The organism is Pseudoalteromonas sp. SCSIO 43088 (assembly GCF_023650795.1).
GTDB lineage: Bacteria > Pseudomonadota > Gammaproteobacteria > Enterobacterales > Alteromonadaceae > Pseudoalteromonas > Pseudoalteromonas shioyasakiensis.
Genome location: NZ_CP072676.1, coordinates 258,361 through 277,294, shown reverse-complemented (window position 1 = coordinate 277,294; position 18,934 = coordinate 258,361). Strand labels below are relative to the sequence as shown.

17 protein-coding genes are annotated in these 18,934 nt (G+C 41.9%); 11 read left to right on the top strand and 6 right to left on the bottom strand.

Features of this window, described 5'->3' with window-relative positions:
- Window positions 1-6 precede the first annotated feature (6 nt).
- Window positions 7-1,044 carry a methionine synthase gene (locus J8Z28_RS19000; protein WP_250660780.1) on the top strand — a complete coding sequence of 346 codons (1,038 nt, stop codon included), beginning with the start codon at window positions 7-9 and terminating at the stop codon, window positions 1,042-1,044.
- 60 nt (window positions 1,045-1,104) lie between these two features.
- Here J8Z28_RS19000 and J8Z28_RS18995 read toward each other — a convergent pair whose 3' ends face one another.
- Window positions 1,105-1,356, bottom strand: a complete 252-nt coding sequence (locus J8Z28_RS18995) for a LexA family protein (RefSeq protein WP_175081208.1) — start codon at window positions 1,354-1,356, stop codon at window positions 1,105-1,107.
- A 59-nt stretch (window positions 1,357-1,415) separates the two neighbouring features.
- Between J8Z28_RS18995 and J8Z28_RS18990 the strand changes: the two genes are divergently transcribed.
- The 3 genes from J8Z28_RS18990 to J8Z28_RS18980 all read left to right on the top strand — a co-directional run bounded on the left by J8Z28_RS18990 (window position 1,416) and on the right by J8Z28_RS18980 (window position 4,240).
- Window positions 1,416-2,531: an IS630 family transposase gene (locus J8Z28_RS18990; RefSeq protein WP_250659374.1), complete on the top strand. Its 1,116-nt coding sequence runs from the start codon at window positions 1,416-1,418 to the stop codon at window positions 2,529-2,531.
- Window positions 2,532-3,148: 617 nt separating this feature from the next.
- Window positions 3,149-3,484, top strand: coding sequence for a hypothetical protein (locus J8Z28_RS18985; protein ID WP_250660779.1), 336 nt, complete (start codon window positions 3,149-3,151; stop codon window positions 3,482-3,484).
- Between the two features lie 279 nt (window positions 3,485-3,763).
- On the top strand, window positions 3,764-4,240 hold the full coding sequence (locus tag J8Z28_RS18980; protein WP_062564717.1) for a hypothetical protein: 477 nt from the start codon (window positions 3,764-3,766) through the stop codon (window positions 4,238-4,240).
- A gap of 3 nt (window positions 4,241-4,243) precedes the next feature.
- Here the strand turns inward: J8Z28_RS18980 and J8Z28_RS18975 are convergent, their stop codons facing one another.
- Window positions 4,244-5,449, bottom strand: coding sequence for an anhydro-N-acetylmuramic acid kinase (locus J8Z28_RS18975; RefSeq protein ID WP_250660778.1), 1,206 nt, complete (start codon window positions 5,447-5,449; stop codon window positions 4,244-4,246).
- Window positions 5,450-5,708: 259 nt separating this feature from the next.
- Here J8Z28_RS18975 and J8Z28_RS18970 point away from each other — a divergent pair, with 259 nt between their 5' ends.
- Both J8Z28_RS18970 and J8Z28_RS18965 read left to right on the top strand, forming a co-directional pair.
- Entirely contained in the window at window positions 5,709-8,444 is a 2,736-nt protein-coding gene (locus J8Z28_RS18970; protein WP_063704064.1) for a TonB-dependent receptor domain-containing protein, read from the top strand.
- Window positions 8,445-8,588: 144 nt separating this feature from the next.
- A complete protein-coding gene (locus tag J8Z28_RS18965; protein WP_250660777.1) occupies window positions 8,589-8,822 on the top strand; it encodes a helix-hairpin-helix domain-containing protein in 234 nt (77 codons plus the stop codon).
- Here J8Z28_RS18965 and J8Z28_RS18960 read toward each other — a convergent pair.
- The gene (locus J8Z28_RS18960; protein ID WP_250660776.1) at window positions 8,819-9,661 is read right to left on the bottom strand and encodes an SMP-30/gluconolactonase/LRE family protein; all 843 of its coding nucleotides are present in this window, start codon (window positions 9,659-9,661) and stop codon (window positions 8,819-8,821) included. The two genes, J8Z28_RS18965 and J8Z28_RS18960, sit on opposite strands and share 4 nt — an antisense overlap.
- Before the next feature lie 11 nt (window positions 9,662-9,672).
- A complete protein-coding gene (locus J8Z28_RS18955; protein WP_063527594.1) occupies window positions 9,673-10,080 on the bottom strand; it encodes a hypothetical protein in 408 nt (135 codons plus the stop codon).
- A 183-nt stretch (window positions 10,081-10,263) separates the two neighbouring features.
- Here J8Z28_RS18955 and J8Z28_RS18950 point away from each other — a divergent pair, with 183 nt between their 5' ends.
- From J8Z28_RS18950 to J8Z28_RS18940, 3 genes are all read left to right on the top strand, one after another.
- On the top strand, window positions 10,264-10,767 hold the full coding sequence (locus J8Z28_RS18950; RefSeq protein WP_250660775.1) for a GNAT family N-acetyltransferase: 504 nt from the start codon (window positions 10,264-10,266) through the stop codon (window positions 10,765-10,767).
- A gap of 9 nt (window positions 10,768-10,776) precedes the next feature.
- On the top strand, window positions 10,777-11,193 hold the full coding sequence (locus J8Z28_RS18945; RefSeq protein WP_250660774.1) for a hypothetical protein: 417 nt from the start codon (window positions 10,777-10,779) through the stop codon (window positions 11,191-11,193).
- Between the two features lie 124 nt (window positions 11,194-11,317).
- Window positions 11,318-12,013, top strand: a complete 696-nt coding sequence (locus J8Z28_RS18940; RefSeq protein WP_250660773.1) for a class I SAM-dependent methyltransferase — start codon at window positions 11,318-11,320, stop codon at window positions 12,011-12,013.
- A 1-nt stretch (window position 12,014) separates the two neighbouring features.
- Here the strand turns inward: J8Z28_RS18940 and J8Z28_RS18935 are convergent, their stop codons facing one another.
- Complete coding sequence (locus J8Z28_RS18935) at window positions 12,015-12,917, bottom strand: diguanylate cyclase (RefSeq protein ID WP_250660893.1); 903 nt, start codon at window positions 12,915-12,917, stop codon at window positions 12,015-12,017.
- Window positions 12,918-13,149: 232 nt separating this feature from the next.
- The gene (locus J8Z28_RS18930) at window positions 13,150-15,084 is read right to left on the bottom strand and encodes a RecQ family ATP-dependent DNA helicase (protein ID WP_250660772.1); all 1,935 of its coding nucleotides are present in this window, start codon (window positions 15,082-15,084) and stop codon (window positions 13,150-13,152) included.
- Between the two features lie 259 nt (window positions 15,085-15,343).
- On the opposite strand from J8Z28_RS18930, the gene J8Z28_RS18925 reads away from it, so the two are divergent.
- Entirely contained in the window at window positions 15,344-16,648 is a 1,305-nt protein-coding gene (locus J8Z28_RS18925) for an NAD(P)/FAD-dependent oxidoreductase (RefSeq protein ID WP_130167761.1), read from the top strand.
- Window positions 16,649-16,768: 120 nt separating this feature from the next.
- Window positions 16,769-18,898: a hypothetical protein gene (locus tag J8Z28_RS18920; protein ID WP_250660771.1), complete on the top strand. Its 2,130-nt coding sequence runs from the start codon at window positions 16,769-16,771 to the stop codon at window positions 18,896-18,898.
- Window positions 18,899-18,934 lie beyond the last annotated feature (36 nt).

The window sequence follows — 18,934 nt, the reverse complement described above, 5'->3', positions numbered from 1 at the left end:
GTAAAAATGAGAAAGTTGTTACCCACATCGACAGCTGGCAGCTTACCAAAACCTGCTTGGCTTGCTGAGCCTGAAACCTTATGGTCGCCTTGGAAATTGCAAGGCGCAGAGCTTATCGACGGCAAACAAGACGCGTTACGTGTTGCCTTACAAGAGCAACAACAAGCTGGCGTTGATATCGTGAGCGACGGCGAGCAAACTCGCCAACACTTTGTAACGACCTTTATCGAACACTTAAATGGCGTTGATTTTGAAAACCGTAAAACAGTGACCATTCGCAATCGCTACGAAGCCAGTGTACCAAGTGTAATCGGCCCAGTATCACGCAGCAAACCAGTGTTTGTTGAAGACGCCAAATTTTTACGTTCGCAGACCAAGCAACCTATAAAATGGGCATTGCCAGGGCCAATGACCATGATCGATACCTTGTATGACGCCCACTATCAAAGCCGTGAACAACTGGCGTGGGAATTTGCCAAAATCCTCAATCAAGAAGCGAAAGAGCTCGAAGCTGCGGGTGTTGATATTATTCAATTTGATGAGCCCGCGTTTAATGTGTTCTTCGATGATGTTAATGACTGGGGCATTAAGTGCCTAGAAAGAGCAATCGAAGGCTTAAAGTGCGAAACCGCCGTGCACATTTGCTACGGCTATGGCATTAAAGCAAACACTGATTGGAAACAAACACTAGGCAATGAATGGCGTCAATACGAAGAAGTATTCCCAAAACTTCAAAAATCGAATATCGATATTATTTCACTTGAGTGCCACAACTCTCGCGTGCCCATTGAGCTATTAGCACTCATACGCGGTAAAAAAGTGATGGTTGGTGCCATTGATGTAGCAAGCAATGAAATTGAAACCCCTGATGAGGTAGCACAGACATTACGAGAAGCCCTGAAATATGTTGATGCCGACAAGCTTTACCCATGCACAAACTGCGGTATGGCTCCCCTCCCTCGCAACATAGCAAGCGCCAAGCTCAGTGCGCTAAGTAAAGGCGCAGAGATTGTGAGGGGGGAGGTTTTAGGGGCTAGGGGCTAGGATTTAGGTTCTAGGATTTAGGCTCTAGTACTCTTTCACATATATTTTGATCAGTTGCCCCTACTTAAATTCAGGTAACTGATCTTTTTCAATCAATAATTCAATACTCCTGCTTTTTCCAGTAACTGATGTTATAAATTTCTTCTTCTTAAGAACTGAAATCATTGAATGAACACTTGAAGATGCGGTTCCAAAGTAGCGCTCAAAATCACTTTCAGCAGGCGCAATCCCATTCACTTTTGTGTAGTAATAAATAAATGCTAAATACTGACCTTGCTTTGCTGTAAACAGTGGCGACTCTTCTTTATTCATAATGAACTTTTACCCTAATCAACGATCCTTTAACTCATATAAACTTACTTAATATTGTTATGAACCGAAAGTATATTGTTGAATTATCAGAAGAAGAAAAACAAGAATTAATAGACTATTGCAAAAAAGGCATGGTCAATGTTCGAAAGTACAAGCGGGCTGCTATTTTGTTAAAAGCTGACCGTTGTAGATATACAACAGAGCAAATATGTGAAGCAGTTCAAGTGAGCTCTTCCACCGTATTTCGAGTCAAACGCCAGTTTGTTGAAGAAAATCTAGCGGCAGCTTTGAATGAAGGTGCACGAAGTGGTGCAATGAGAAAAACTTCTGCGAAAGATGAAGCAACGTTAATCGCCACAGCTTGCACTAAGCCACCAACAGGTCACGCTAGATGGACATTATCTTTACTTGGAGAGCGATTAGTTACGTTAACCGATTTAGATAGTATCTCGTATGAAACAATACGGAGGCGCCTTAAAGAGAATGCACTAAAGCCATGGCAAAAAAAGATGTGGTGTGTGGCGACAATGGATGCTGAATATATCGCGCGGATGGAACATGTGCTCGAGTTGTATGCTGAGCCAGCAGATGAGTTAAACCCCATAATTAACTTTGATGAGGCGATGAAACAACTTGTAGATGATACTCGACCGGCACAACCAATGAAGCCGGGGCAGACTAAGCGGTTAGATTATGAATATAAACGTGTAGGTGTGGCCAACTTATTTGTATTCTTCGATCGCCATCGAGGGTGGCGGCATGTTAAAGCAACAGAAAGAAAGACGAAAATTGACTTTGCTAATTGTATGAGGGATTTAGTTGATCTTCATTATCCACATGCGAACAAAGTAAAAGTTGTGTTAGATAACTTATCAACTCATACAGAAGGAGCGTTATATAAAGCATTTTCTCCACAGGAAGCACGGCGGATTTTAAATAAACTAGAATTACATTACACACCAAAACACGCGAGTTGGCTAAATATGGTCGAGATAGAAATTGGTAATATGAATAAGCAATGTTTAGATAGACGTATAGCAAGCATGGAAGAACTAAAGACAGAACTCGCGGCCTGGGAATGGATCCGGAATAAAGAAAGAACAAGTATAAACTGGATGTTTAATGTTGAGTTAGCTCGTGAAAAACTTCAGAGGTCCTATGGTGCCCTCAACTAGTCAGAACTTGTGTGATGAAGTACTAGGCTTTAGGAGTAGTTAGCGAGTAACTAGGGGAAAGGGGAAAGGTGCGAGGATCGAGGTGCGAGGTTCGAGGTGCGAGGTGCGAGGTGCGAAGTGCGAAGTGCGCATCTCCCTCGAATCTTGTCGCCATAAATGACGACCTACATTGTAGGTCGGGCTTCAGCCCGTCAGTTTTAAAATCAGGTATGGACCTGATTGTGTAGCAGTGATTTCACATCGCGTTTTTACCTCGCCCATCGTATCTCGTATCTCGTATCTCGTATCTCGCCTCTCGTATTTCGTTTCTCGTTTCTCGTATTTCGTTTCTCGTTTCTCGTTTCTCGCTTCTCGCTTCTCATTTCTCGCTTCTCGTAATATTTATCAATGACGCGGCATAAAGCCGCTGCTACAACGTAGGCGTGAAACTTGTTTCGCGCATCCTATCCTCTAACGACTATTCACTATTAACTAACTCCTACGTCCCTCTAATGCTTTTAAATCAACCCATTCAGAAAGAGTTAATCCAAAAGCTGCAAAATTGAGTTGGCTAGATTAATTATTTTTTGCTAGATTTCAGTTGTACCCAATGGATGGGCAAAAATTGAGGGATTAATATGAACGAATTTGATATTTTCATCAGAAATATTGTTTTAGATTGTATTCGTGAGCAAGGCACCTGTAGTGACATTTACGAAGAAGACGAGCAATTAACTTTTTATGTTGAGATTGAAAACCACGACAACGTGATATCACGCAAACAATTTAAAGTTACTTACCCAATTAACTACTCTATTCAGTCAGCGCTCAAGCATGAAACTGATTTACTTAGGTATTTAGACTCTGGTGAAATCAGAACGCCATTTACAAACGACATCGTCGAAGTACTTAAATCTGAGTTACAAGCCTTTATGTTTAGTAACAAACCGCAAGGCGAATACCATATTTGCTAATCACGAGTTATAGCCTGATGAAAGCGATTTATCAGGCTTATAAAGCCTAAATGGTCGATAATTACATGCTTTTGAAAGAGCCTCTTTTCGCAATAACGACTAATAAACGCAATTTCATTATCAAATATATTGAGACTAATATCCTACCAAACGAATCAAACATTCAACTTTCCTCTGTTTTTGATATAAATAATCCGCAATATGACAATAGTCATAATTCTGTCATCTAACTGATCAATAATTGACGCTAATTTAATCACCTAACGTAATGAAGAAGTAATGGACAGTGCCTTGGTGCAACTTTCGTTTGCACTCCCATCTAGTGAAGACCCTTTATGTGCTGCGCTTGCGCATACTATGGAATATGAACAATTGCATTTTGCGGCTAATGAGCAAAAGCGTGTTGTATTTTGTTGTGTGCTGCCAGATGATGCCCATGAAGGTGATGTGATCTCTATCAGTGCAACGCGCCCTGATGCACGTGAGTCTGCGTACTTTACTGCGCATACTTTAACGCAACACGATCTAGATCAGCACGTTATTATGCTTACGTTAGAGGATGTTACTCACAGTGGTGAATTTGTATTGCAATTAATGCTACACGGCATGCATGCAACACTTAAAGACAGCGCCCAGTTTGATGTCAGCATTGCAGCAAGCACATCACCAGAGCTGCTAACTGGCGATCAATCTAAAAACAATGGCTTACGCCATTACATCAGTAATATTGGCGCAAGCTTTTTAGCCTTTTTCTAGGGCCTAGTCAGCAAAGCTAATTTTACCCATGGTAATATCGGGGATCCCTTGTTCGGTATTACCAAAGCGTTGCTGCCCACCCGACAAACATTCGTTCGCTAAAATAGCAAATAACACGGCTTCTTTTGCATCTGGGTTTATACCCAACGAATCGGTGTTATTTATCACAGAAAGTTCTGGGCAATTAGCCAAAATAGTTTTCATTAATAATGGGTTATGAACCCCGCCACCACTAGCGTATACAGCCACATCGCTCAAACCTTCACTGCATTGGTTAATTGCTTTAGCAATCATTACCCCTGAAAACTGCACTAAGGTTGTCATCACATCAAAGTGCGATAAACTCTGCGTATTCGAGCGTGCTTGTGCTGCGGCTAAATAGTCTAGATTAAACACTTCTGGCCCGGTGGTTTTTGGAAACCCTAAAGCAAAAAACGCATCATCACACAGCGCTGCGAGTAAATCTTCACTTACCGTGCCTTTTGCTGCAATAGCGGCATCTTTATCATAATGAAGTGGTGCAAAATAACGCTGCACATAGGCATCCATAATGGTATTGCCAGGGCCTATATCAGAGCTAAAAACCGCTCGTGCATCTGCAGATTTAGGTAAGTAGGTTAAGTTTGCAATGCCGCCCATATTTAGCAATATACGGTTTTCGCTGGTACTTGTGAAATACAAGTAGTCACCATATACCGCAAGCGGTGCACCTTCGCCACCCGCTGCAATGTGCTTTTGTCTAAAATCAGCGATGGTCGTAATACCTGCAGTCACCGCTAGATGATCGCTGTCACCAATTTGTAGTGTTGCATTGCCATATTCTGCACGCTTGTGTTGGTTTTTAGGGCAGTGATAAATAGTTTGTCCGTGGCTGGCAATCACATCAACAAGTTCTTTTGCTACTCCCCAGCTGGCTAACGTTTTGGCAACCATTTCACCATGTAATTGGCCAATCCAAGGATTGAGTAAAGTGACTTCTTCAAGATCACATTCGCGTTTGGCGAACACTCGCTTTACACGCGTTTTATAATCATCGTCGTAGTCGACCGTCGTAAACTTTAATACTTCTACATGAGTGTTCATGCCCTGCCCAGATACTTCGCATAGCGCGATATCAAGGCCATCTAACGAGGTACCACTCATTAGACCAATTATTAATTTTCTTTCTTTTTTTGCGCTTAAATACAGTTTTTCAATATGTTGATGCATAAATAAATCACTTAAAATCAGCTTATTAGATGTAAATAAGCGGGTTGACGGCTTGGAATAGTTTATATTTTAAAATAATAGATTTAAAGAATAATTATTGCAAAGACTTTTAAATTGCTTTAAAACTGTACCGGTGAGCTCCCCAAAAGGAGAACACACAAGCATCATAACAAAAAGTATGACTCATTAAATTAACTAAATGGTCTAGGTCAGACACCAACCTGCGTTGATTTAAATGATAAAACGCAAGGGAATCATCATGAAAGCAAATACATCAACAGGGCACCGCTCGCTATTGCTGCTATCACCTCTAGCTCTCGCTGTAAGTTCAGTAATTAGTTATGCCCACGCAGAAGAAACTACTGAAGTAAAAAAACCTGAAGTGATCACCGTAACGGGTTCACGTATTCAACGTACCGAGCTGGTCTCAAGTAGTCCAGTGGTGAGCGTTGATGAAGCACAAATTCACCTAGACCGTGCAGTGAACGTTGAAGATATTACCGCAAAACTGCCACAAGCTGCGGCGGGTGCAAACAGCACAGGTGCCACAGTCGGTGACTCATTTGGCTCATCAACGATTGATTTACGCGGCCTAGGTCAAAACCGTACGTTGGTACTTATTGACGGCACTCGCGCGGTACCATTTAGTTTTCGTAACTCGGTTGACGTGAATACTATTCCTGCCGGGTTAATTAAACGCGTTGATGTATTAACAGGTGGTGCAGCAGCGGTTTACGGCGCCGATGCGGTAGCCGGTGTTGTTAACTTTGTTTTAGACGATGATTTTACTGGCGCTGAATTCTCAACCAGTTACGAAAGTGCCGACGGTGGTAACGAAAAGCTTAACTTTGAAGCAATTTTTGGTGGTGACATCGCAGATGGTCGCGGCCATGTAACAGGCTATATTGGTTACACCGAACGAAAAGAGCTGTTAGCTGGCGAGCGTGACTATGCGCTTGAAAACTCAACGGCAATGATCAACAGCGGTGGTTATTATACTGACGTTGCCTCTGGCAACAGCATCGGTATTGCTGATTCAGGTGCTGTAACAAGTGAGCGTCAAACAACTGATTTCACAGCTGACCGTTATTTAACTCAACCGATGGACCGTTTTTCTGCGGGCTTATTATTTGACGTTGATGTGAGCGACAGTGCCATTGCCTATGGCCGCGCAATGTATTCTAAAGTGACCGTAAATGGTGCGGGTGCCAGTGGCCAAACACCGATTTTTGTTAACGAACAAGTGACCCTCACGCAAGACAACGCCTATATTCCTGATGAACTACGTGACCAACTCACGTTTGATAGCGAAGGCAATGCCCTTGTTAATGTTGAACGTAACCTGGGTTTAGGTGTGCAACACACCGAAGCGGTGCGTGATTCAATGCAATTTCAACTGGGTTTAAAAGGTGATATTACTGACTACTTACGTTATGACGTATATGGCCAGTACGGCAAAACGGATGAAGTGGCCACCATTTACAACAACGCATACCGCAATGATAACAGCGGTAATAGTCGCTTTGCTGCCCTTGCAAATTCAGTGGATATTTTTGATCCCAACCTTGATTTCAGCGACTTTAGCGATCCGCTGCTTTATACCACTCGCGACCGTACTCAAAGTGTGATCTCAGCAACGCTATCGGGTGATTCTGGGTTCTTATTTGAATTACCAGCCGGTGCTATCGATTTTGCAATCGGTTATGAATACCGTAAAGAAACCGGTAAACAAACACCGGGCGATGCATTTAGAAACGGCACCAGCTTTGCGTCTATCAGCGCATTTGATATGGACGCAAGCTTTAGCTCTGAAGAGTTCTACGCTGAAATTTTAGTGCCTATCTTAGTTGATAAACCTTTTGCTGAAGAGCTTAGCTTTGAAGGTGCCTACCGTATTTCTGATTACTCAAATACCGAAGCAGAAGACACTTACAAACTAGGTATCAACTGGGCAATAAACAGCGACATTCGTATTCGCGCCAACCGCTTAACCGCGTTTAGAGCACCTAACTTAGGTGAGTTTGCCAGCCCAATCACAGCGCTATCGTTATCGTTATTTGACCAAAATAGCGACCAGTTTGTGCCACGACTAGCAGGGCGTTATAACGGCGATCCATGTTTACTGGGCACCGGTGATGCGACTCAATGTGCTGCGTTTGGTGCGCCACCTGTTGGCACCGAGTTTGATTCAAGTACCGCAGAGTACACCTATGGTGGTAACCCGAATATTAAACCTGAGCAAGCTGAATCAGATACATTAGGCATTGTTTATACACCTAGCTATTTAGAAGGCTTTGATTTATCACTCGATTACTACAGTATTCGTGTAACAGATGCGGTAAGCCAAATTCAACCAGGTGCTGCACTGCAAAGCTGTTATGTTGATGACCCGAATCCGAATAACCCATTGTGTGGTGCGGTACTTCGCGATCCAAACACTGGCTTTATTAGTACAGCCATCGTTAATGACTTTAACTTAGCCGCGATTGAGCAAGAAGGTATCGACGTTGCAGCAAATTATGTAATTGATGCACCTGAGCAAATGGGTGGTCGTTTTAGATTCTCGTACCAAGGTAACTTTGTTACTAAACAAACCCGTCAAAACAACAGTACGGTGGCTGAAATTGACTGTAAGGGAACTTATGGCAGCGCCTGTTCGGGTGACTTTGCGAGTATCCTGCAAGCTGATTACAAACACCGCGCAAGCATTGATTGGCAGTTAGATAACATGAACTTCCAACTTGGCTGGCGCAGAATCGGTGAAGTAGAGTATGCTGTCGACCGTTCAGAAACAATCTCAGCACAAAATTACTTAGATTTTGCCGCTGCATGGCAAGTTAATGAGGAACTTGCTGTTAACTTTGGTGTCGATAACTTATTAGACCGTGAACCACCAACACCTGAAGTAGGCGCAAACCACTTTAACACCGTAAGTGATTATAGTGTGATTGGCCGCTCAGTCGGTGTTTCACTGAGATATGCTCCAAGCTTCTAATTAATCCTACTGTTTTAGCTACACAGGATTGATCCCCTCAAGCGCACCCTGCCCGGTGCGCTTTTTTATTACCCAAAAATTAGATTTGCTATGCAAAATTAATATGGCAAAGTACCAAAAAAAGGATTTATAAGGAGCGAAAAAATGCCATTTAACGAGCAAGAGCGCAACGCGCTTTTAGCACTCAAAGGTGTTGGGCCAACGGTGATAAAACGGTTTGAAGAAATTGGTATTGAATCGTTTAAGGAGTTAGCCGGGTTTGATGCCAACACCATTGCTGAGCGAGTCGCGACGATGTTGCATTCAAGTTGTTGGCAAAATAGTCCGCAAGCAAAAGCGGCAATCACTGCCGCGATTGCGCGAGCAAAACAAGGCTAAAGCTCAATGACTTCTATTGCACCGCGCTTTTGCATGGTGACATACACTTTGTTTTGCGTTTCGTTGAAAGCCAAATTCGTCGGATGCTGGCCTTTTAATTGAATGCTATTTAAGAGCTTGCCGGTAGGCGATACTTCAAGCACTTTTCCTGCGCCGTAACGAGTAATAAACACATTCCCTTGATTATTAACGCGCATGCCATCTAAGCCATGATCAGTAAACTTAATCAAAGCTTTTTTATTACTAATGTTTAAATTCTCATCTAAGTCATATTGCCAAACAACTCGCTGCACACTCTCGTTCACATAAAGCTTAGTGTTATCGTTATTAACCGCCACCCCATTGGTAGTCCCCATGTTTTTTTCGAGTAAATGGGTGCTGCCATCCGCATTGATACGCCACAGCTGGCCCGTTTCGTTCGCCCAGTTAGGGTCACTTGCAAACAGCGCCCCACCTTTGGTGATAGCAATGTCATTGGGTTGATTCATTTTACTATTATGGGCAAACACTTCTGCTTTATTGCTGCCAGCAGGTACTTTTAAAATATTGTGGTTAACATAGTCGGCAATAAACAAATTACCTTGTGAGTCAAACTGCAAGCCATTACCAACGCTGTCATCCGGCAACCGCACAAATAATGATGTTTTGCCCATGTTATCAACGCGGCCAACGGTTCCTTGCTGGGCATAATTTACCGCATATAAGGCACCGTTATACATGGTTGGGCCTTCAACGCCTTGCGTAAAAACGTTATCTTTAACAAAGTCTTGGCTATCAACTGCAAAGCTTGACGGTGAGTTTAAAAGTAATGTTATTGCCAGTGGCTTTAGTAGTTTCATAGGTCTTCCTTTTACTCATTTAAACTCGTGTATACCGCTAAAATTGGGTATTCGTTTTCACCAAAAGATAAAGTCAAAGAACGCTTTTCGCCATCATCTAACTTAATACCTTCGTCAAAACTTTGAGGATGTACACGACGCCCATCGGCAAAAAGCGCCATAATATGGTCAGCCTGAAGAATTCGCGACCCAGATGCTTTATTCTCAATCGTCACAACCGCTAAACGGCGACCACTTTCACTGCTCATTAATACACTATGGACAATGCTAAATTGGCTTTGCTTAGGGTAACGCTTAGCATCATTCTCAAATGAAAAAGCACTGCCAGAGAGCATGACCGGATCCACTGATAGTACATCGGTATTGGCTTGACCAGAGGTTGCAAAAACCGCTGCACATAATAGTAAAATGCGCTTCATATCAATCCTTTTGATAAGCTTAAACTAGATTTAGCATACACCGTTCCTAAACGACTGCCAATAAAGCGAAGCGGCATAAATCGTTATTAAAGGTGATTAAAAGTAACATTTGCTAGTATCCATTCTCATTCTTTGCTATCAATAACAAAACCATAAAAAACCATTTTAGGTACAGATGCAATTGTGATTTCACTTCGCGACTTTCAACAACAAGATACTGAACAATTGATCTCAATTTTAAACGACACAAGCGTCACTCAGTTTCTTTCAAGTAAAATCCCGAGTCCATATACCGCAAGCGACGCAAACTGGTGGATCACTGAAGGCAGTAAGAGCGAGCTTATAAAAGCAATCACGTTGGATGATCAATTGATTGGTTGCGTGAGCGTGCTCCCAGGTGAATTTGAATTTAATCGCTCAGCCGAGTTAGGTTACTGGTTGGCAAAAGAGTATTGGCAACAAGGGATCACTGCAAAAGCAGCGACTATGCTACTCGAAAAGGTATTTACTAAAACGGATATCGTTAGAGTGTTTGCGTATGTGTGTGAGGATAATCCCGCCTCAATGAAGTTACTGAAAAAGCTAGGTTTCGAGCAAGATGCCATTTTAAAAAACGCGATGTTCAAGCAACAGCAATTCTTTAATGCGCATCTCTTTTCATTAATAAAACCTCACAATAAAAACTAAAGGACGAGTATGAGTAAAGCATTAAAAATACTTTGGCATAGCGGTGCTGCTATTTTTTGGGGGTTTAGCACCCTAGCGTTACTTATTTGGGGTATTTCAGCTATCACACCAAATTGGTGTGGTGATGAGCAATATGAGGTGTTCTTATCACCAGATAAAGACAAACAAGCCGTGGTTTCAGTCATAAACTGTGGTGCCACAACAAACTTTGAAACACTGATATCTATTAGTCGCGTAGCGCAACCAAGCGAGAAAACTATCTTGCTATCACTAGACGGGCACCCAAGTAACACTAGCTACAAAGTTACCTGGACATCGAATAACGATATTGAGCTTACTGATTTTGAATTTGCAAAGTTACTATCTTTTCATAGTCGAAACACTGTTGGCGATATAGCTCAGTCTCACATTCACCCTAAAAATTAAGCAAATTAATATGCTTAAATCAACCTAACAAATGAATACCTCATTAAGTAACTTTTAAAGCTACCTAAATTAAAGTAAGCTAACCACTTCTGTAACACTTAAAGTTACCTATTAGGTTTTTACTATGCAACAACACGAAGTCACCGCCTTATTTGATCAACAAGCTGCTAATTACGATTCACAATGGCAAAACATGGCGCCTATTAGCCAAGCCTTGTATTTTATGATGTCGCCTTTATTCAGCAAACTGCCAAGCAATGCGCATATTCTCTGCGTTGGAGCGGGTACCGGAAATGAAATTTTGCATTTAGCACAGGCATTTCCCGCATTTCGCTTCACCGCTGTAGAACCCTCGACTGAAATGATCAAAGTATGCAAACATAATTTAACGCAAGCAGGGGTTGCACATCGCTGCCAGTTTCATAATGGCTATGTAGATTCACTCAAAAACTTGATGCCCTTTGATGCAGCGACAGCCGTGTTAGTGTCGCAGTTTATTGTGGATGAACCTAAACGAGTGGCATTTTTTGCTGATATTCACAAACGTTTAAAACCAGGCGGGTCACTTGTCAGCGCAGACTTAAGTGCCAATCAAAGTGCCAGCACTTACCCAGAGCAGCTTAGTCACTGGTTAAGTGTTATGTCATCAGCCGCAGTCAGCCCTGAACAAATTGAAAGAGTAAAACAGGCTTATGAAAATGACGTTGCTTTAAGAGAGGATCACATCATTGAAAACATCATTACCGAGTCAGGCTTTACAGGCGTTTACCCTTTTTATCAAGCAGGCCTAATAAAAGCATTCACCGGTGTTAAAGCGTAGTTTAAGCCACAGACACTCGATTGCGGCCTGACTTTTTAGCCTGATACATGGCTTCGTCAGCCCTTTCGATTGCCGCCTCGATATCGTCATCGGCATTTATTAACGAAACACCAAATGAGCCTGTCACATTAATATGTTTACCTTTGCCAATTTCAATTTTTAAAGCTTCAACGCCTGCTCTTAATCGCTCAGAAAGTGATTTGGCACCTTCTAGCTCTGTTTGCGGTAAGCAGACTAAAAACTCTTCACCGCCATAGCGATACAATTGGTCGTACTTCCTTAAGTGAGATTTAATGCATTTAACAAGTGCGATTAACACCTTATCGCCCGCAGCATGGCCAAACTCATCGTTCACTTGCTTAAAGTGATCAAGGTCGATCATTATCAGTGCGCAGCTCAGCGATTTACATTTGCAAAGCTCATGCTCTTTTTGTAGGTTTTCAACTAAGTTTGTTCGGTTCGATGCCCCAGTCAAAGGGTCTCTTGTGTGCAGCAATTCAGAGAATTCATCGATAAGGGTTTCAAATAATTCATGCAAGCTATCTAAATCGGCATGAAACTGGTCCAATAAATTAGCCGGAATAACGGACTTAGACTCTTTTAACGATAACAGGACTTTGGCACCTTGATGCATCTTTTGATGCGCACAAGCGATTTCAGAAAAGTAAGGGTGAAGACTTATGGTCTGTTCGGGTAGCTTATTAAACCATTGCCCAAAACGACAAAGGTTATGAGCATTATCTGCTAAGTCTTGTTCATCTGCAGGTATGTCTGCAATTAAGCACCTTAATAAATTTCTATACCATGACTGGTGCCACTCAATGGCCTGCTCGATTTCTGCAATCACGTCTTCAAGCTGTGTATTCGACAGAGAATTAATGCCCTGCTCGGTATTTTGATGCATAGCCAATGAAAAGACTTCCGCTTATTATTTTATTTCCTAAAACAGTACCTAAGCTAAGTTACAAACTCAACCTAAAGCGATGGAAAGAGGTAGCTAAACAGCCTAACACCAAGCTTGAATAAGGCTCGTTGTTTAAAAGTGTCTCTGACCTACCCTACTAGCAGTATTCAGGTTAGCTAGGTGCACAGCGTTGACTCTTTTCAGTGTTAAAAACTGTGCACCTAAAGCCCTGCTACAACTGCTGGAGCAGGGCTTTAATGTCACTGTAGCGCTGCTGTTCGCAAAGGCCAAAACCTGATAGCTGTCTGACTTTGTTGCGGGTAAATAAAGGCACGCTCATGCCCGCTAAAAACCGGCACTGGGTGTCGATGCTGACATCACTAATCCCTTTAGCGGCTAAGTGCTGTTTAAGCTCAGCAACTTTACTGGCAATCACATTTTGCTCAGGCATTTGATGCACTAATGAATAACTAAGCTTTACCTGCTGGCCTCTACACACTGAACAATGGCCACATTGCTGGGGTGCATGTTGATCATCAAAATAGCGAGCTAAGTTATAACTTAAGCAGCTATCTAGCTCAAAAAAGCGAACTAAAGTGGCGATACGTTTAATTTCGGCCTGTTCTTTTTCGATAAAATATTGGTGAAGTTGCGGTGCTAAATCTGCGTGGCTTATTACCGAATTATTCACCTCATACACTTGCGTGATGCGTTTGGTCTCAAGGGCAATATGACCTTTTTCGGCCAAATAATCGAGCGCAGCAACCACGCGCTTTCTATCAACTTGAGTGGCACGGGTTAGTGCATCAAAATTAAGTGTGCCCCAAATTTTCTTAAACTCAGTATGTTTGAATACCTGTTGTAAAAATGCTTGTCGGTCAGCATCAAACTGGCTAAGTAGCTCGTTTTGCTCCGTTAAAAACTTATATTTAAAATCGGCGTAATAGGCATATAAAGGTGTAATAGCCCCTTGCATTTCTAACTGCACCAGTAAGGTTTTTAACGCTAAAGCACGAATATTACTTTCGCTCGATAAGCTGTACTCTTGCATTTCCCACTGGTTGTTCGTTTGCTCGTTACGAATATTATTGATGACATAGTCAATCCCACTTTGCTCGGGAGTGTCGGCATAAACGAAGTTTTCAACGGTATTTAAGCCATCAAGGTTTGCTAGGGTAAAACAGTTTGACGGCGCACCATCTCGCCCTGCGCGGCCAATTTCTTGACTATAGTTTTCAATCGATTTTGGCAAATCATAGTGGATCACAAAACGAATATCAGATTTATCAACGCCCATCCCAAAAGCAATGGTTGCCACAACGATATTGATTTTACCCGCCATAAAATCATCTTGAATTTGCCAGCGTTTATCATCCTCAAGGCCTGCATGATAAGCCACCGCATTAAAGCCCGCTCTTGCCAAGCCTTCTGCTACTTGCTCAGCGGTATGTTGTAAGGTGACATAAACAATCCCAGCACCTTGTTGGCTGGCTATAATACTGGCTAATTGCTGAGGTTTTTCTTGGCTTGCAACACTGAGCACTGATAAGTCGAGGTTGCTTCGGTAAAAGCCAGTTTGCACCACACATTCTGGGGCAATAGCAAAACGCTCACACATATCACGCTTCACTTTTTTAGTGGCGGTGGCGGTAAGTAGCAATACCAGTGGAATATTAAGCTCTTCACGATAGCGCGGCAGTTTTAAATAATCAGGCCTAAAGTTGTGACCCCATTCAGATATACAGTGCGCTTCATCAACCACCAGCATCGAAATAGGCACTTGTTTAATAAATTCACGAAAGCGCTCATTCTTAAAACGCTCAACTGAGACCATTAAAATTTTCACCTTTCCTGCTCGCACATCACTCATTACCGTATGACTTTGCTCACTAGTTTGGCTTGAATCAAGGCTTGCCGCGTAAATACCTTTGCTATTTAAAAAGCTGATTTGATCTTTCATCAGTGCCAATAATGGCGAAACTACTAAGGTCAAATTAGGTAGGTGCATTGCAGTTAATTGATAGCACAAAGATTTACCCGAGCCAGTTGGAAAAATTGCCAACGACGATTGCTGATTTAATAACTGCTCAATGGTTTGTTGCTGACCTTGGCGAAACTCATTAAAGCCAAAGTATTGATTCAACGAAGTGTGTAGTGGTGTAGTCATCCTGATCCCTCACTGTCATTTCCCTTTTCAGGTAATGATAGGTCTCTTACTGCGAATTAGCCATGTTAACCTGTTTAACTCAATCTCCCAAGGCCATTGATATAACTAAGCGCACTATATTGTTATTAACAGGTACTGACAAAATCATCAAAAAGGCGCACAATGAGCACGTTGCCATGGGGTATTGATGGATGGACTTACAATACCTAAGCGCTTTTTCGCAAGAGTGTTTAGGTATTATACTTTTGAGGGCAACGTAATGATTAACCAACCTCCTAAAATCGTGATAATCGGTGGTGGCGCTGGTGGCTTAGAACTAGCAACACAATTAGGACACAAACTCGGGAAAAAACGCCAAGCAGAGATACTTTTAATCGATAAAAACCGCAGCCATATTTGGAAGCCGTTACTTCATGAAGTAGCGACGGGGTCGATTGATGCCGATTTAGACGGCGTTGTATACTCAGCTCATGCAGCAAAACATCATTATAATTTTCAACTCGGCAGCTTTTGCCACTTAGATCAAACCAACAAAACCATTACTTTAAGCGAGTTAAAAGACGAGCTCGGCCACCGTATTTTACCTGAGCGCCAAGTGAGTTATGACTACCTAGTACTTGCTATAGGCAGTGTCAGTAACGACTTTAATACCCCAGGCGTTAACAAGCATTGTTTCTACCTTGATTCAAACCAACAAGCTGAACGCTTTCAGCATGCCCTACTCGATAACTTCACCCGTTTACATCAAGATGACGACCCACAGCACTCCTTAACCATTGCCATAGTGGGTGGTGGTGCAACCGGGGTTGAGCTGTCGGCAGAGCTTTATCATGTGTCAGACATGCTAAAAATGTATGGCCTGAATAAAATGACTGCAAAACGCTTACACATTGATTTAATTGAAGCGGGGCCGCGAATTTTACCCGCTTTACCCGAGCGTATTGCAAACTCAGCTAAGCGTGAACTGGTTAAATTAGGGGTAACGGTGCGCGAAGGCACGCAGGTAAAAGAGGCCACAGAAAACAGCTTTATCACCAAAAACGATGAACATATCAAAGCCGATATTATGGTTTGGGCTGCGGGTGTAAAAGCACCTGATTTCATTAAAGACATTGGTATCTTTGAACTTACCCGCAATAACCAAATTAAGGTGAACCAATATCTGCAAAGTAGCGTTAACGACGATATTTTTGTGATTGGTGATTGCTGTGCATTTACTCAAGAAGATGGCACGCAAGTGCCACCCAGAGCGCAATCGGCTCATCAAATGGCGCAATGTGTTGAAAAAAACCTAATAGCCACACTCAAAAACCAGCCTCTGAGTGCCTTTACCTACAGTGATCATGGCTCTTTAGTTAACTTGTCACGCTACAGCACAGTAGGCAGTTTAATGGGCAACCTAACCAGTAATAGCTTTTTTATAGAGGGTAAAATAGCGCGATTTATGTATATTTCGCTCTATCGTATGCATCAACGTGCCATCCATGGCAGTGCAAAAACCTTTGCACTGTGGATCAGCGAAAAAGTACTACGCGTTGTTAGGCCAAAAATGAAACTGCATTAAGCTACAGCATAAAGCCGGCAAATTAGTTGTTTGTCGGCTATTTGTGCACTTCGTCCCCAAGTCATTGACATCAAAATATAAAGCCATACACTTCAGGCAAAATAAATCCATGGATTGAATATGAAAAAAGGTATTTCACTAACCGTTTTTGCAGGGCTTTGTGCCTGTGGGACTTACCTGATATTAGATAAACCCACTCCCATCGAAGCGATAAGCAACAAAGTCTCGACATCTTCTGCTACTGTCGCTGAACAAAATAACGCTACGAGTTTATTTGAACCATTAAGCCTGCCAAATAGCAAAGCATCAGAGCTGGCTAAGCTCAAGCTAGCCAAACACCAGTGTAAGCAACAAAGTTTAAAAGCCACTCAAGCTGCAGCTGATCACAGTCAAATAGAGGCAGCGATTAAACAAGCATTAAAAGACGGTGACTCTCTTGAAGATATTTTAAGTTATTCAGAGCTTGTGAAAATATCTTACCGTTCATTTAATACCTTAGTCATTAACGCAATCAAAGAGAATGCAGAACAGCAATTTCAATATGCCTCATCTGTTAACATACTAAAAAGCTGGCAAGGACTTGAGGTCATTGATTATTTTGATGCTGATACAATCAACCAACTAACGGCAGTTAATGGACCCCTTAGTCAAAATACAGGTTCAATGATGTTTAATGTTCCATTACCTGAGCAAGTAAACAAAACAGCATTGTACAAACTATTAGATAACAACGATGATTTTAATACCTATTTAAAAACACCATTTAAAATCGGTCCATCACGGCTCATTTCACCATCTATTTTGTTTCTTGCTAATGCTCATGCGCTTAGTTTGACTGAGTTTGAAAACGCAATATCCAGCAAAGAGTTTACTGTTAACGACATTGCTGTGGCTTTAAAAAGCAACTTACCTAATGATTATTTAACAGCCCTCATCTCTCAAACAGCACAGCTAGGCGGCTCGCCTACAGCAATGAGTGATGACTTTATGGATGAACAATTGTATTTAAACCTTGCTGATGTGGCTGTGAGTGAATTTAACGTACCAATTTTAAAGTTGTTAAGTGAACGAGGTATTGAGCCCACTAATCAGCCAAATGTATTTACAGCGATGGATATAGCCATTGTAAACCTAAAGGGCAGCTCAAATAGCGAAGTACAGCCACTAGAGAGCAAACACTTAGAAACACTAAGTTATCTAAAAAATAAAGGTTACCGAGCTCACGGCGAGCTTGTGCGCGACACACCGAACGATAGGCTACTGATGCTTAAATCTTCATTTTTACCGAGTAGCCTTTTATTTGTTGGCGACCAAGTTGCTAATGATGCTTTTTCTCAGTTCAAAGATTTAAAGCTAATCCCAAATAACCAAGCATTTAAACGTAAAGAAAAAGATAACTCTGCAATATCAAAAGCACTCAGTGCCTATGAGAGACAAAAACAGCAAGCCAAAAAAATAACTCCTGAGTGTGAAACGATAGATCAGCGGATCAATTCACTAGAAGCGATAAAAACACGCTCTCAAGCACTCGAAGAATTAGAAACGCTCGAAGCGCAACAAGGCTTACTAACTCCCAATACGCTTCAAGAAATCGACCCTGTACAAGTTCATAATTGGCAATTCTTGCATTCAAATGAGTATAAATATCAAACCTCAACGCAGTATCAAGCCTTTAAAGAAGCAATTGTCGAAAAAGACTTTAGTACTGTTGCAACGATTACCCAAACAGCAAAACTCAGTACCCACCAGACAAATATGTTGCTTGCAGCAACAATAGAAAACGCTCAACAATTGACGTCTATTTGGCAAAACAGGGTCGCTCCAACTGCACCTGAAAATCTTTTTGTATTTACTAAGTTACCATTAGCACAATGGCAAACATTAGCCGATAGTGGCTTTGATTTTTCATTAAAAGACATGCAAAACAACGATATGTATTTTTATGCAAGCATGCATTCAAATGCAGCAGTTAAGTTTTTAATGAGCCTTGCAGTTACGCATGATTTTTCTAAACCTGGGCTTGATATTCTCGACCAAGCACTGGAGCAAAGCTATAACACACAAACCCTCGCAGACTATATGCCAAGCGCATTAAAACTTGTTGAGCAATATGAGCCTAACCACTTTCGCCGTGCTGAGCGTCTAAAAGTTTTTGTCCCTGATGTTTATGAAGAGCTTATTAAACTTGAGCCAAAACTTGCACCCAAAGATGGCACTGTAATGAATAACTATCAGTACAGCGCTTATTAAGCTCCTTACCTATTTGAGCCGTAAATTAACCTACCT